Below are 13,530 nucleotides of genomic sequence, written 5' to 3'. Positions count from 1 at the left end.
CCATGTTGGGACTGAACAAAAAAGATACCAGCCTGCTGATCATCGTCGCGCTTTTGACCTTGCTGGCCCCCTTCATCCTAAACCCGTTCCCGGAAGGCAGCGCCATGGCGCAGTTCAACGCGGGTTATCCGGACCTGATGCAGCGGTTCGTGATTTTTGGCATCTTCGCCATCGGGTTCAACATTCTGTTCGGCCTGACCGGGTACTTGTCCTTCGGTCACGCGGCCTTTCTGGGGGTGGGGTCATACTCAGCCGTTTGGATGTTCAAACTTCTTAGCTACAATGTCATTCCAGCCATCGCGTTGAGTGTCGTCGTCGCTGGATTGTTTTCGCTACTAATCGGATTTGTCAGCCTGCGACGCTCGGGTATCTATTTCTCGATCCTGACGCTGGCCTTCGCGCAGATGAGCTTTGCGTTGGCCTATTCGGTGCTCTCGAACCCCAAGTTTAATCTGACGAATGGCGAAACCGGTCTGCAGGTCTATGCGGACGATCCGCAAATCCTGCAGGGGGCGAACTCACCAGACCTGCCGCATCTGTTTGGTCTGCCGATGCGGGCGACCTATACGATGGATGTGGGCGCATGGAGTTTCGACTTTAACGCAGGCTATTACTTGTGCGCGGTGATCATGATGGTGGTGTTCTATCTAGCGATCCGCATCTTCCGCTCGCCCTTTGGCATGATGCTGCGCGCGGTGAAGTCGAACCAGCAACGGATGAACTATACCGGCCTGAACTCCAAGCCTTATACTTTGGCCGCCTTCGTGATCTCGGGCATGTATGCCGGTCTGGCCGGAGGTCTGATGGCCGCGATGGACCCGCTGGCAGGTGCCGAACGGATGCAATGGACCGCTTCGGGTGAAGTCGTCTTGATGACCATCCTTGGTGGTACGGGCACGCTGATCGGACCGGTTCTGGGCGCAGGTTTCATCAAGTATTTCGAGAACATCTTCTCGAAGATCAACGACAACGTTCTGCATAGCTGGTTCGCATTCCTGCCCGACGGGCTGGAGGACGCCGTGGTGTTCCTGATCCACCCGTTCATCGGCAAGGGCTGGCACCTGACGCTGGGCATATTGTTCATGCTGGTCGTCATCTATCTGCCGGGCGGTCTTGTCGAAGGTGGACAACGTTTGCTCAAGCGCTTCAAACGAAAGAAAAAAGATACCGATGACGCGCCGTCGGGCAAAACAGAACCGGCTGAATGAGGGGTGAGCAATGGCAATTCTAAGAGTCAAAGACGTCAGCAAACGCTTCGGTGGCCTCAAGGCGCTGACGGATGTGAACCTCAACGTCGAGGAGAACTCGGTTCACGCCATCATTGGTCCCAACGGCGCCGGAAAGTCGACACTATTGAACTGTCTGGTTGGCAAGCTGATGCCGGATACGGGGTCGGTGCTGTTCAACAACAACTCAGTTCTTGGGCTGGAGCCGTTCCAGATCAACCAGATGGGCATCAGCCGCGTGTTCCAGACGCCCGAGATTTTTGGTGAGCTGACGGTGATGGAGAACATGCTGATCCCGATCTTCGCGATGCGGGATGGCGCGTTTCGGATGCACGCCTATGAGACCATCGCCAACGAACGTGAGGTGGTAGAACAAGCCGAAGCCATGTTGGAAGAAATGAACATGGCCGACAAGCGCGAGATGAACGCGGCCTCTCTGTCGCGCGGCGACAAACGGCGACTTGAGATCGGCATGTGTCTCAGCCAGAACCCACGCTTGCTGCTGCTGGATGAACCGACGGCAGGCATGGCGCGGGCTGATACCAACAACACGATCGACTTGCTCAAACAGATCAAAGATGAACGCGACATTACCATCGCCATTATCGAGCATGATATGCACGTCGTTTTCAGCCTGGCCGAACGGATCACCGTATTGGCGCAGGGGACACCATTGGTCGAAGACACTCCGGAAAACATCCGCGGTAATCCCAAGGTCCGCGAGGCCTATTTGGGCGAGACTGCTGCGTAAGGAAAAGCTATGAACGAAAAACCTGACTTTTCGAAAAACGCCAATAGGGCCAGTACCGCGCCTGCGTTCCTTTCTGTATGGGACATGCACTCGTATTACGGCGAAAGCTATATCGTACAGGGTGTCAGCTTTAACGTGCACGAAGGCGAGATTCTTGCCCTGCTTGGACGAAACGGCGCTGGCAAAACCTCGACACTCCGGTCGATTGCCCGGGTTGGTGACCCCGAAGTAAGGCATGGTGAAATCTGGCTGGATCACAAACCGCTGCACAATATGACAAGCTACGAAGCGGCAGCTGTCGGACTTGGCCTGGTACCGGAAGACAGACGAATAATCCCTGGCTTGACCGTTGAGGAAAACCTCCAGCTTGCCCAGATTGCCCCGCCTGTCGGATGGTCCCTGGAACGGCTGTATGAGTTGTTCCCGCGCCTAGGCGAACGCAGGAAGCAAGAGGGGATTACATTGTCGGGTGGCGAACAACAGATGCTGTCAATCGCCCGAGCCCTTGCCAGAGATATCAAGGTCCTGCTTTTGGACGAGCCTTACGAAGGTCTGGCCCCGGTTATTGTCGACGAGATTGAAAAAACACTTGTGCACGTCAAGCAACAGGGCATGACCACGATCATCGTCGAGCAGAACGCTGTCCGCGCTTTGGAGTTGGCCGATCGCGCGATCATATTGGACACCGGCACGATCGTATTTGATGGGACGGCGAACGAGGTGCTTGAAAACACCAGTCTTCGCGAAGAGTATTTGGCGATTTAAGGCAGTCCGCGGATTCAGATTGTCGCCACCTTCCAAAGGCTGCGCGTGGGCGTTACTCGTCCAGTGCAGCCAAAAGGGTCTCGACCATGGCGCGATATCCCTCTCCGAACAGGCGGAAATGAACAAGTGCCGGCCAAAGCTGGTAGGCATGGCGTCGATGTTGCCAGCCTTCACCCAGATGGCCGTAGACGTCCCAAAACGCACCGGGCGGAGCACCAAACAACGTCAGCATTGCCAGATCGACTTCGGCATGTCCGTAGTAGCTTGCCGGATCAATAAGGTAGGCCTTGCCGTCCGCCGCGAAGTACACATTTCCGGACCATAGGTCGCCATGAAGTAGCGAGGGTCTGGGCCGGTCCGGCAAGAGTGCGGTGATACGGCGCTGCAGCTTTTCCAACCGCCGTGCGATGTCCGGCGGCAGCACATGGATGTCGGCCGCCAGGCGTTGTTCGAACCAAAACTCGGACCAGCGGTTTTTCCACCCGTTGTCGATCCGCATGTTCCCGAAGGCATAGTCGCTTTCCCAGCCGTATAGGTCGCCGGTTTCAGCATGGAGGACACGAAGTTGCGCCCCCAGATCTTGCCACATACCGTCGGATGATGGGACTTCGGGGCCGAGATCCTCAAGCACAAGAACGTCAGAGTTGCTGGCAATTGGCCGTGGGACATTTGCACCCGCCTCCGCCAGCACCCTCAGCATTTGCCCTTCGCGTTCCGGGTACGGGCCGGACTTAGCCACGATGTTTTTGCCCGAACCAAGCAGAAGACGCACCACCTCGGACAGGCCGCCCCCGTGCAATCTATGGCACGAGAGGACACTGTCATCCAGCAGTCGCGAGATGTGTTTTACTAAAAGGTTTTCAATGCCGTCGGACCTTTGGTTGTTCATGCCGGTTCAGAGCGCAGATTGCTAAAATCATTGGTGCCTTTTTTGTCCGCGCCGATCAACGGCTTCATTTGATGATACAAGAGTGAGGTTGGTTTGGTGTGCCGTCAGAAATTGGGGTCTGCGACCGGGTGCAGCCATGCAAAATGCGTGCTAGCGTCTCAGCCAACATCCCGAAACGGTTTAGGCACGCTTTGGTCAAAAACACAGACAATCCACTGGACGACTTGCTGCGCGCGCGCCTGCGAATACCAGTTGGGTCAGATATGAAGCTCGCAGGCCTGCGGCGCACGATGCAAGGCGTCGATGTTGTCAGCCGCGCCTTTACTGGTCAGGCATTCTTTGCCCTGCGAGAGACCGAACAAATTCTGCGAAAGCTTGATGGGCGAACCGGACACGAACTGATCCGAGCCGTCCTGGCGATGAACGGTGGGACCACGATCAACGCTCATGGGCTTGAGAATGTTCCCGCCAACGGTCCTGTCGTCATCGGTTCCACACATCCCATCGGCACATTTGATTTTCTGGCCCATGCTGGCGCTTTGCTCGACCACCGGCCCGATTTGAGGGTTGTCGCCGGGCGCGAAACTGAACGGTTTCTTGGACGCGACCTGATCGTTCCGGTGGATTTGGACCGAAAGGACAAGGTCCTGACCGCGCGGCAAACCCGAGCGGGCATGCTGAAGCATCTGCAAGCCGGTGGTGCGCTTGTTGTTTTTGGATCGGGGCGGGTGCCCATTATGAAAAACGGGCGTTTGATCGAACCGCCTTGGCGCACAGGGGTGACGCGCGCCTCTGCCGACATGGGCGCGCCTGTTGTTCCTGCCTCTGCCGATATGCGCAACTCCCGGCATTACTATCGGACACGGCGTTTGGCGGCGTTGTTAAGCGGTGGTAACGACGAGGTCGGGCGCAGGGTGTCCTCGCTGCGATACGTTTCGGAACTGATTGCCAAACTGGGTGGAACTTATGATGTGTATTACGGCCCCCCGCAGCCTGCAGGAACTGCGCCGAAAACCCTGAAAAGCCTGGCAGAGGGATTGGTGCCCGGGCTTTACCATGCCTAGATCATGCCCGGCGGGTGGTTTCTCAGGTAATCTACCATAGCCATTGGGGGGCAACCTGGTTGTTTTGAAAGGACGGGGCCATCAAATAGGATTGGTGACAAAGGGGGACGACGCATGGACATAAAACCACTTACCGGAGGATTGGGGGCAGAGATCCTTGGGGCTGATATTCGGTGCGAGGATCAATTCGAAGAGATCCGATCCGCCTTTGCAGAATATTCTGTTATTGTCCTAAGAAATCAAAGCATCAGCCCGGAAGAGCATTTGGCGTTTGCACGCCGGTTTGGCTCGATCAACGTAAACCGATTTTTCAAGCCCGTGGAAGGACATCCCGAAATCGCGACAGTTCTGAAGGAAAAGGACCAGAAGGAAGCTGTTGGCGAAGGCTGGCACACGGACCACTCCTACGATCAGGAACCGGCCATGGGCTCGATCCTCCATTCATTGGACATTCCGCCATACGGGGGCGATACACTGTTTGTGTCGATGGCTTCGGCCTATGAGGCCCTGTCGTCCAAGATGCGCGGTTTTCTTGACGGATTGTGGGCCGTGCATTCCTCGCGCCATGTATTTGGCACCGATACGCTGGACACAGAAGCGGCCAAAAGCGGCCGGTTGGGCAATGCCCATGCAGCCACGCAAGACGCCGTGCATCCCGTGGTCATAACGCATCCGCTCAGCGGTCGGCGTGGGTTGTTCGTCAATCCCGTATTCACCACGGAAATCAAGGGCCTCAGCAGTGAAGAATCCGCTGCGGTGCTGGGGATGATTTACGATCACTGCAAGCAACCAGAATTCCAGTGCCGTTTACGTTGGCGGGCAGGGGACGTCGCCATTTGGGATAACCGAGCCACGTGGCACAAGGCGATCAACGACTACCACGGTTTTCGGCGTCTCATGCATCGGGTTACAGTGGAAGGTGTTGCGCTGTCTCCGTAGCGCAGCGGGGCCTATTCGGCATTCATCAGCCTAATCCAAATCGTAATGTCGGCCAGCCGTCAGCGATCATTTTTAAGCGTATGGTGCTATTTCAACCGCGCCCAATTCAACTCGGTTTCCGCAGGTTTCCTGATACAGGGCCACAGCTTGCCCGATCTTTTGATCGGCGGCGTTGATCATCGATCCGAGCGTAAGTAGGGGGCTGCAAATACGCATTCCTCCCCTTCGAAATACGTAAAAGTTTTACACCGAACACTGGATTACTTGTCTTCCAGCGGTCAATTTTTTATACTGGTTTGTGCATTTATTTTTGAATTTTTGATGTTCACGAGTGTATTTGGTTTGCCCGAGTTGTGACAGCGAAGAGCATGTTCCGGCGGCCAGTTCGGGGGTATTGATGACAAAGGCCAGCGATCCAAAAGCTCGCCCACAAGTTGCCAAGAATGACGCTAACAAAGTGTCGGGTATTTATGACTTTGTGCAATCTCCTGAATGGCAGGAGGTGCTTGAAAAAGCTCGGATTCAGCAGGAAAGCAACCCCGCGGCTGGCAAGGCGAACGGCGGTGCAGCGCAACCGTCTTCCCCGGACAGCAACAAAACTCAGAACTCAACCGCAGGTTCGCAACCAGCAAGCGCGCAGAATGTGGCCGCCGGGCAGCCGGGATCTGCTGGTAAACCGGCTCAAGCACCCAATACTCGCCAATCCGGTGAGTCGGCTCAAGGAACAACTGCAAGCGGTGCAGGCGGAAAAACCGTCAACAATGACAGCGGTGCGACCGATAACGTTGCACACGAAAAACATGGTGATACCAGCGCTGCGCCGCCCAATGACGCGCCCGTGCCGGGGATCAATCCCGACAGTGTTTCTGAGGATCTGCCTAACTCAGAGCCCAGCCTGAAGCTGTCCGAAGATGAGGTCGCGGACCGTCTACGCAAGAATCTAATTGAAAGGATTGAGGATCAGAAACGATCTCGTCGCAAGACGCGGTTGGGTCTGGTCGCCGCAGGGTGCGGCATCGGTGTGGCTGCATCGTCCTCGATTTTTTTGATCTTGTCCGGATTGAACGGGTCTGGTCCGACCGAAAATGCGGATCAGACAAGTCAAGAAGCCGTGGCACCGAGTGCGGTTGCACAACAAGACGTTGAGATGACCGAGAACCTTGCGCCGACTGCAGGCATTGCAAGCGGAACAGAGGATCTGACGGTAAGGTCCGCGACTGTGTTCGATACGTCATCGGATACGCCTTCGCCGGGTGGCGACACTGACGGTTCGGAAGACTTGGCGTCACTGTCGCTTCCCCAGTCGGAACCTGCCGGTGCTGAGCCAGAGCTTTCAAGCTCGGCTCCCAGTGTTTTGTCCTTTGTGCCAACCCTTATTCAGCCGCCACTTCCGATAACCCTGCTCAGCTATCGACCCCGGCCAGAGGTGAATCTGGGTTTCGTCGGGCTTCAAACCTCTCCCGAGATTTTCAGCACGTCCGTCGCTTTTGTTGAAACAACTGTGACAGAGGCAGCGCTTGAAGAATTCTCGGAAGGTGCAACCAGAACAGCAACAGCTACTTTGACGGCAATTCCTTCTCCGGTGGTTCCGGTCCAACCTGACGCCTTGAGCTATGCAGCGTCGCAAGTGCCCTTGGATATCGTCGAGACAGGGCCAGAACAAGTAGGTTCTTATCAGCCGGAATTGGACCTCGTGATCAATCTGGCAAATGATCCGATGCTTTTCCTGCCGGACGTCGTGGCCTCATTTGAAATCGAACAGCCGCCGGAATTGCGCGTGTTACCTGAACCAGACGCAAGCGAGTTGAGCACGGTCGCATTAGACCCGGCCACGCAGCCAGAGGACTCAGGGCGTGCTGCCGAGGTCGTGACAACAGTGCCATCCGAGCCTCTGCCTGAGCCGGTAGAACTGGCGGCACTACGTGTTGCGCCTGAGCTATCTGATGCGCCGGCACCACTGGCCACGCCGGCCCCTTCCGAGACATTGTCTGCGTTGGATGCACCAAGGCTTTCGGCAGCGCCTGGCTCGCTGGAGACGCCGAACGCGCCTCGAGTACCAATTCCGTTGGATGCCGTAGTGTCCTTGGCACCCTTGCTGCAAGAGGCGTCCGCGCCATCAAAACCGATTGAACGAACAGCATTGCCGGGTGATGCGATCACCCCATCGGAACCAGCGCCTGCTCCGGCAAATACGGTTGTGGCCTTCCGGCTTTATGCGCCATCCAACGTGCCGCAGGGCGTTGTTGATTCTGTTGTGACGAACCTGACGTCAACGGGGCATGAGCTGAGCGGGCAGGCGCGCGTGGGTTTCGGGATCACCCAGTCAAACGTTCGCTTCTATCACAAGCAGGACGAGGAAAGGGCCGCCGCCCTTGCCAAAGACGCCGGGGCATTGTTGCGTGATTTCACCGGTGCCAATGTCAAAACTCCAAGCGGTATCATAGAGTTATGGCTATCAGGGGAAGGCTCCGGCGTTGCCCGGGTCAAGCGGACCGCCCCGCGCAGTACGGTCAGAGCCCAGGCTCCCAGCCGCGTAAATCGACTCAGAAGTCAGGTTCTGAGCAAACTAAAAAAAGCGACCACCCAATGACGGTATTTTGAGCTATACTAAGAAGGACTGATTCAATTTTGTGTACTGTTAATTATTTCCGACGAGGTATCCACAATGACGGATAGACGACTTATCGGCATCGTAACTGCTCTGCTATTGTTATCGACGACCCAAAATGCACGTGCTGAGATTACGCTTGAGCATCTGCTGGCCATTGACCAAATGCTGTCCACCAATGACATACAGGCGCTATATTCCTACCTCGATAAAAACCCCGAGCTTTTGACCGGCGAAGATGAACTATCGCTGGAGCTGCGGAGCTTTCACGAGGTCGCGTCGGTTGGCGATCTGGATTTCAGCTATGCCTCCAGCGCACCGGCCAGCGGTGAGAGCCGCTCGGGCGACGACGCAGACGCAGTCGCTGCCTCGTTGCAACACTGAGCCGGATGTCGGAAATGCCTGCTTTCGGGCGATCGAACATACCTAAGATTGCCTATGTCATTGAGCCGCGGTTTTCTGGCGGGACGTCTGCGGCTGTAGCCGCCGAGTTGCCGCTGGCCGCAGAATTCGGCCAGGTGGTCGTGCATGCAATCACATCCAAAACATTTGGGAACAACCAACACGTCGCACCTGTCCTGCGACGGATGCTGGACGAATTGAACATTCCAATCATTTGGGACGCACCCCGGATCACCGCCGATTTCGTTTTCTTGCACAATCCGTCTTTTCTGAAATTTCAGGACACGCTTGGCACAAAGATCATTGCCAGAGAACTGTATGTGATTACGCATGAGAATTTTCTGCGCCCGGGTGGGGAAGAGGGGTTTGATGTTTCAAGCTGCCTGCGCCAGATCGAAGCCTCGACAATTTCGCTGAGGAAATCACTCGCGCCGATATCTCCGTATAACCGCAAAGGTGTGGTCGACTGGTTGGCAACGTCCCGTATGGCACGGCAATGGGACGTTTTGGGTTCCGATTGGTTCAATATTTGCGAAACCGAGATGAGCGCGCCGAGTGAAGACCCTCAGGATCGCCGCGGGCGACATTCACGACCCGGGTTCGAGAAATTCCCTGCCATTGCAGATTTGGATAGCTGTTTTCCAAGCCATTCTCAGTCCAATGTAATTCTTGGAGCGGATGCTTTGTTGAATGCCCGCGTACTTCGCGCGCATTGGACCTTGCTTCCCTTTGATGCCATAACTGTGCAAGAGTTCTTTGGAATGATTGACTTTTTTGTATATTTTACGGCGCCGACCTGGCAGGAAAGCTTTGGTCGCGTTGTGGCCGAAGCGGTGGCAGCGGGTAAGGTGGTTCTGACCAACCCCGAAACTGGTGCCACGTTTGGAAATGCCGTACTGACTTGCCAGCCATCACAAGTGGATACGATCATTGCCGATCTGATCGCTTATCCGCAGAAGTACCATGAGCAGGTGGCCAAGTCGCAGGCGGCTCTTCAAAACTACTCTGCTGGGAATTTCAAGGCGATGCTGTCGGGCATACTATCCGCCGACAGCGGGGTGAATACATGATCTATGTGGAAGTTGGCACACGCTCATTGCGGTCGTTTGACACGCAGTTGATCTTTGCCGAACAGCTTGCTGCACTTGGCTATAATGTATGCATTGATGCGGACTATCTGCCAGAGGATGCAGGGCGTGGCAGGATTTATGAGGCGGCCAAGTTCCTTGTCGACCCGGATGAGCACAAGGCGCTAACCGTTTTCGTTCTGGGTGCCGAAGAGATCGACGATTTTCTTCTTGCGTCGCTTAGGAACAAACAACTCGCCCCGAGTGTCCCAGTGATTGCAACCGGTCGTTTTATGACCCAGCAGAGTTACATCGCGGCCAAGGCCCGGTTGGCGTACGCGCTTGGGCGCGAAGCCCAGGTGATTGACCTGACGGATTTTCAGCCGCGCCCTGTGCTGCCATCGACCTCAAGCCCATTGGTCGCGGATATTCGGTCTGTATCACGGCGGCCCAACAGGGCGGTGCCGAACGTGACAGCTGTTCTGGGCTCGATGGAACTGGACAACCCCGAGACGCTGTCATGCTTTTCCCGCATGAGCATCCAGAGTGGCTATAATCTGAAGCTCATAGTAAGCGGCGCGCAGAATGAGGCGATCAAGGCGTCGCCTTTTCACGATTTGCCGACCTACCTTTATACCGGCCTGTCACCGCTTACCCTGGCGAATTCGGCGGATATTCTGGTGATGTTCGGGCAGGGAATTGCCGGCGTTCGCATGGCCGCTTTTGCAATCGAGTTGATTGCTGCCGGCGGCGTTGCCATTGATTGCACGGAAGATGAGGTCCTGATGTCCTCTGGCGCACCTGCATTGCTGGGGCCCAAAACGCCATTTGCACTGGATGGGTATCTGATCGGCAATGTGATCGACAACGTGCCGCAAATTGTCGAACAAGCCTCAAAATCTCAGTGGTTGCACACGGTCGACATTTCTCGTCTCGAAGCGGCTGCGGGCCTGAAGCCGAGACAGCGTCTGGCAGAACAGGACAAACCTAAAACTCTGTTCTTCCCGACGAACGGGGTGGGGCTGGGGCACGCGCAGCGATGCACAAACATCGCCCGAGAAATGCCGGACAGCACGACCAAAATGTTCGCGGCTTTTCCAAGCTGCGTACCCCTTGTCCGCCGTGAAGGTATCGACTGTATTCCGTTGGTTCAGCGTATCGATACGAAGACCAACTCTGAAGGCAATGACGTTCTTACATATCGGCGCCTCAGTGCGGCGCTTCAGGAAAATGATACATTGGTGTTTGACGGAGGCTATGTGTTCGACTCCGTCTATCGGGTGATCCGTGAGCGCAAGCTTTCGGCCGCTTGGATCCGACGTGGATTGTGGCCTGAAGGCCGGTCGCGCCAGACCATGCTGCGCCGCGAAGGTGTGTTTGACCGCGTCATCGTGCCCTCTGAGGCGTTTGACGAACTAAACGACGCATACAGCTATGGCGATCACGTTCACTATGTGGGGCCAATTGTGCGTCAGGTGGAACAGTCTGCGGCAGAAAATGAGCAGCTCCGGGCTCGGCTGGCGGAACGTTTCGGGCGTGATTTCAAGCACCTGGCCGTCAGCATGTTGGGGGGTGGTGTCGCCTCGGACCGGTCTGCGCAATTGCAGGCAATCTCGGGTATGCTTGAGGCGCGTCAGGATTGTCTGCACCTGATTGTTACGTGGCCCGGAAGTACGGTCCAGCCCGCCGCATTTGGATGGAAAAACACCCTTGTGGTGCAGACTTTAGAGGCGACTAAGCTTAGCCTTGCCGCGGACGTTGTCATTTCTGCTGCGGGATACAACTCGGTCCTTGAGATGCTGTATCATCGCATTCCGGCGATATTTATCCCGCAGTCAGCACCCTATCTGGACGATCAGGAACGACGCGCCACAGCTATGGCCGACCGTGACCTGTGCGCCATCATTACCGAACGGGAATTCATGACGCTTGAACGTACGGTCACAGACTGGCTGGATCATGACGGTGCCGAATACCACAAATCCGCCTTGAACAGTTTTGAGTTGCCTAAGACGGGGGCTGTCAAAGCCGCCGAATTGCTGACCGAATTGGGGGCCAGATATGACCAGTGATCCATGGTTCGAAATCCTTAGCAGAGCGTCGCCAAATCGGCCCGAGCCGCTGGACGACCTGATCAACGAGGGCCGGGACACCAAGCCAATAGGCAAGGTTGTGTTCCCGAACATGCGCCTCGCACCATCGCTTATGCTGTGGGACCGTGAACCGGGTGGACCAGTGCATATCGGTGTACGTGTGCACGAGCCGCCGGAAACGCCGTATCGTGTTGCAAGGCTTCTGGCCGCCGCCGCGTTGGAGCGGGAGGTCTTTCCGGTCATTCTTAGCCGCGTTGACTATTGCGGGCTTGAACGTTTTGGTTTTCGGGTCGAACGCATTCCAGAAGAGCAGGCAGCAGCACAGGCCGCCGAGGAAGAAATCAGAAAGTACTGGGATCTGGCGATTATAATCGACGGGCATGAAATCGGCCTGCTGAGTTAACAAGACGCTGTGTAAGGGTGGGGAACGCCTTGTGAAAATCATAACCGGCGGACAAACAGGCGTTGATCTGGCGGCGTGGCAATTCGCACTGGAAAACGACATCCCCTATGGCGGCTGGGTTCCGAAAGGTCGCTTGAACGAGGCGGGTCGCATTCCAGATCGCTTCACCGGTTTGACTGAAACGCAGTCCGAAGATGTAGCGGAACGCACAAGGTTGAATGTTTTGTCTTGCGATGCGTTGCTGGTGTTCCTCGATGGATCAAGCAGCCCCGGAACGCAACTGACCATCGATTTCGCACACAAGACCGGAAAGCCATGCTTGGTTGTGGATCTGCGTCAGCAAGCCGAAATCTGTGTTCGTGAGGTGAAGCCTTGGATCATGGCGCGACCCAACGCTGTTTTGAACGTTGCAGGCCCCAGAGAAAGCGAAGCCCCCCAGATCGGCGCAAAAGTGACGGCGGTACTGCGTCAATCGGTTTTGCCAAATAGCACCGACAAATAGTCAAACTCGGGGTCGGGGAATACGACGTTTCGCCAGTAGGCGCGGCGCCGATCGGTTGCTAGGGTTGAGGCACCCTGATTGCGAAGGCCATAGTTTATGTTTGCAAAATCTGCCGGACAGATTGATTTCGACAAGGTTCTGATCGTCGATGACCATCCATTGTTCTGCGATGCTTTGTCGATGACGTTGCAAAGTATCGCTCGTATTGGTGAAATCAAGACCGCGGACAGATTGGAAAATGCGATTGCTCTGATTGCCGGTGGTTTACGGCTTGATGCGATCGTGCTGGATCTTAACCTGCCGGATGTGGATGGGCTTGAGGGGCTGATGCGTGTCAAAGCCGCCACAGATGCACCGGTCATCGTGGTGTCGTCGATCTCTGAGAATCGTGTGATCAGTCAGGTGATCCGCGCGGGTGCCTCAGGCTATGTGCCCAAGCACAGCCAGCGCGATGTGTTTCGCACGGCATTTGAGACCGTCCACTCAGGTGGCGTCTTCGTGCCGGACGGCTATGTGCTGATCGAAGACGAGGCGGGTGCCGAAAACAGCGACGCTGCCAATCGTCTTGCCACGTTGACCAATCAGCAATCGCGTATTCTGCAGCTTATCTGTGAGGGCAAGCTGAACAAGCAAATTGCGTTTGATCTGTCCATCGCCGAGACCACAGTCAAAGCGCATGTGACTGCAATCATGCGCAAGCTTGGCGTCCAAAGCCGCACGCAGGCTGTACTGCTGGCCAAGAAAGCTTCTCTTGCCAGCGTCTTGCAAGAATAAGCCCAAGCGCCATATCTTAGCGAAACGTCGCGCTTGAGGGAGGAGAG

13 protein-coding genes are annotated in these 13,530 nt (G+C 55.9%); 12 read left to right on the top strand and 1 reads right to left on the bottom strand.

What is annotated here, in order from left to right:
• Positions 1-2 precede the first annotated feature (2 nt).
• The 3 genes from GOW16_RS00395 to GOW16_RS00385 are packed head-to-tail and all read left to right on the top strand — an operon-like array spanning position 3 to position 2,742.
• Entirely contained in the window at positions 3-1,208 is a 1,206-nt protein-coding gene (locus GOW16_RS00395) for a branched-chain amino acid ABC transporter permease (protein ID WP_170409177.1), read from the top strand.
• 10 nt (positions 1,209-1,218) lie between these two features.
• Positions 1,219-1,977, top strand: coding sequence for an ABC transporter ATP-binding protein (locus GOW16_RS00390; RefSeq protein ID WP_170409175.1), 759 nt, complete (start codon positions 1,219-1,221; stop codon positions 1,975-1,977).
• A gap of 9 nt (positions 1,978-1,986) precedes the next feature.
• On the top strand, positions 1,987-2,742 hold the full coding sequence (locus GOW16_RS00385) for an ABC transporter ATP-binding protein (RefSeq protein WP_170409173.1): 756 nt from the start codon (positions 1,987-1,989) through the stop codon (positions 2,740-2,742).
• 52 nt (positions 2,743-2,794) lie between these two features.
• On the opposite strand, the gene GOW16_RS00380 is transcribed toward GOW16_RS00385, so the two are convergent.
• The gene (locus GOW16_RS00380; RefSeq protein ID WP_170409170.1) at positions 2,795-3,631 is read right to left on the bottom strand and encodes a fructosamine kinase family protein; all 837 of its coding nucleotides are present in this window, start codon (positions 3,629-3,631) and stop codon (positions 2,795-2,797) included.
• Between the two features lie 263 nt (positions 3,632-3,894).
• Here GOW16_RS00380 and GOW16_RS00375 point away from each other — a divergent pair, with 263 nt between their 5' ends.
• The 9 genes from GOW16_RS00375 (at position 3,895) to GOW16_RS00335 (ending at position 13,483) form a co-directional block, all read left to right on the top strand.
• Positions 3,895-4,695: a 1-acyl-sn-glycerol-3-phosphate acyltransferase gene (locus tag GOW16_RS00375; protein ID WP_170409168.1), complete on the top strand. Its 801-nt coding sequence runs from the start codon at positions 3,895-3,897 to the stop codon at positions 4,693-4,695.
• A 114-nt stretch (positions 4,696-4,809) separates the two neighbouring features.
• Positions 4,810-5,634, top strand: coding sequence for a TauD/TfdA dioxygenase family protein (locus GOW16_RS00370; protein ID WP_170409166.1), 825 nt, complete (start codon positions 4,810-4,812; stop codon positions 5,632-5,634).
• 397 nt (positions 5,635-6,031) lie between these two features.
• Positions 6,032-8,224, top strand: coding sequence for a hypothetical protein (locus GOW16_RS00365; protein WP_170409164.1), 2,193 nt, complete (start codon positions 6,032-6,034; stop codon positions 8,222-8,224).
• 75 nt (positions 8,225-8,299) lie between these two features.
• On the top strand, positions 8,300-8,626 hold the full coding sequence (locus GOW16_RS00360; RefSeq protein WP_170409162.1) for a hypothetical protein: 327 nt from the start codon (positions 8,300-8,302) through the stop codon (positions 8,624-8,626).
• A gap of 14 nt (positions 8,627-8,640) precedes the next feature.
• Positions 8,641-9,714 carry a glycosyltransferase gene (locus tag GOW16_RS00355; protein WP_170409160.1) on the top strand — a complete coding sequence of 358 codons (1,074 nt, stop codon included), beginning with the start codon at positions 8,641-8,643 and terminating at the stop codon, positions 9,712-9,714.
• A complete protein-coding gene (locus GOW16_RS00350; RefSeq protein ID WP_170409158.1) occupies positions 9,711-11,783 on the top strand; it encodes a glycosyltransferase in 2,073 nt (690 codons plus the stop codon). Before GOW16_RS00355 ends, GOW16_RS00350 begins: the two co-directional genes overlap by 4 nt.
• Entirely contained in the window at positions 11,773-12,207 is a 435-nt protein-coding gene (locus GOW16_RS00345; protein WP_170409156.1) for a hypothetical protein, read from the top strand. The genes GOW16_RS00350 and GOW16_RS00345 overlap by 11 nt, the downstream gene beginning before the upstream one ends.
• A gap of 31 nt (positions 12,208-12,238) precedes the next feature.
• Positions 12,239-12,709 carry a putative molybdenum carrier protein gene (locus GOW16_RS00340; protein WP_170409154.1) on the top strand — a complete coding sequence of 157 codons (471 nt, stop codon included), beginning with the start codon at positions 12,239-12,241 and terminating at the stop codon, positions 12,707-12,709.
• A gap of 96 nt (positions 12,710-12,805) precedes the next feature.
• On the top strand, positions 12,806-13,483 hold the full coding sequence (locus tag GOW16_RS00335) for a response regulator (RefSeq protein WP_170409152.1): 678 nt from the start codon (positions 12,806-12,808) through the stop codon (positions 13,481-13,483).
• The last annotated feature ends 47 nt before the right edge of the window (positions 13,484-13,530 follow it).

Source organism: Ruegeria atlantica, assembly GCF_013033965.1.
Lineage (GTDB): Bacteria > Pseudomonadota > Alphaproteobacteria > Rhodobacterales > Rhodobacteraceae > Ruegeria > Ruegeria atlantica_D.
Note: the sequence above shows the minus strand (reverse complement) of the source record. Positions and strands in the feature narration are given on the sequence as shown.

Bases quoted from the DNA above. Each gene is read 5' to 3' on its own strand.
- GOW16_RS00395 (WP_170409177.1), top strand. From the start codon at position 3: ATGTTGGGACTGAACAAAAAAGATACCAGCCTGCTGATCATCGTCGCG.
- GOW16_RS00390 (WP_170409175.1), top strand. From the start codon at position 1,219: ATGGCAATTCTAAGAGTCAAAGACGTCAGCAAACGCTTCGGTGGCCTC.
- GOW16_RS00385 (WP_170409173.1), top strand. From the start codon at position 1,987: ATGAACGAAAAACCTGACTTTTCGAAAAACGCCAATAGGGCCAGTACC.
- GOW16_RS00380 (WP_170409170.1), bottom strand. From the start codon at position 3,631: ATGAACAACCAAAGGTCCGACGGCATTGAAAACCTTTTAGTAAAACAC.
- GOW16_RS00375 (WP_170409168.1), top strand. From the start codon at position 3,895: ATGAAGCTCGCAGGCCTGCGGCGCACGATGCAAGGCGTCGATGTTGTC.
- GOW16_RS00370 (WP_170409166.1), top strand. From the start codon at position 4,810: ATGGACATAAAACCACTTACCGGAGGATTGGGGGCAGAGATCCTTGGG.
- GOW16_RS00365 (WP_170409164.1), top strand. From the start codon at position 6,032: ATGACAAAGGCCAGCGATCCAAAAGCTCGCCCACAAGTTGCCAAGAAT.
- GOW16_RS00360 (WP_170409162.1), top strand. From the start codon at position 8,300: ATGACGGATAGACGACTTATCGGCATCGTAACTGCTCTGCTATTGTTA.
- GOW16_RS00355 (WP_170409160.1), top strand. From the start codon at position 8,641: ATGCCTGCTTTCGGGCGATCGAACATACCTAAGATTGCCTATGTCATT.
- GOW16_RS00350 (WP_170409158.1), top strand. From the start codon at position 9,711: ATGATCTATGTGGAAGTTGGCACACGCTCATTGCGGTCGTTTGACACG.
- GOW16_RS00345 (WP_170409156.1), top strand. From the start codon at position 11,773: ATGACCAGTGATCCATGGTTCGAAATCCTTAGCAGAGCGTCGCCAAAT.
- GOW16_RS00335 (WP_170409152.1), top strand. From the start codon at position 12,806: ATGTTTGCAAAATCTGCCGGACAGATTGATTTCGACAAGGTTCTGATC.